This is a genomic window from Bradyrhizobium sp. BRP22 (genome assembly GCF_020194175.1).
Classification (GTDB): Bacteria; Pseudomonadota; Alphaproteobacteria; order Rhizobiales; family Xanthobacteraceae; genus Bradyrhizobium.
Map to the genome: position 1 here is coordinate 1 of NZ_JADYVX010000137.1, position 371 is coordinate 371.

A 371-nucleotide genomic window follows, 5' to 3' on the forward strand; every position below is an offset into this window, starting at 1 on the left:
CCTGGCGGAGCAGATGCTTGATGCGGCCGCCTTTCGCGAGCTTCTTTCAAAAAAATGGTAGGGCCCGCCGCCAAGCGCGCTTGCGGTCGCGCATCTGCAGGTCGTCATGAGCCTGTCGGAACGGCGGACCTGTTCGATCGTCAGCGCTGATCGGAAGATGATCCGCTACCGCTCCCGCCGCCCTCCAGACACGGGTCTGCGTGGTCGATTGCGCGACCTCGCCAACGAGCGGCGGCGTTTCGGCTACCGCCGGCTGTTCGTTTTGCTGCGGCGGGAGGGCGAACCATCGGGGATCAACCGGATCTACCGGCTTTATCGCGAGGAAGGGCTCACCGTCCGCAAGCGACGAGCCCGCCGCAAGGCGGTGGGGA

1 pseudogene is annotated in these 371 nt (G+C 65.8%); it reads left to right on the plus strand.

Annotated elements, in window-relative coordinates:
• Positions 1–371: pseudogene (locus I6F35_RS39715) on the plus strand (IS3 family transposase); the annotation flags it as partial.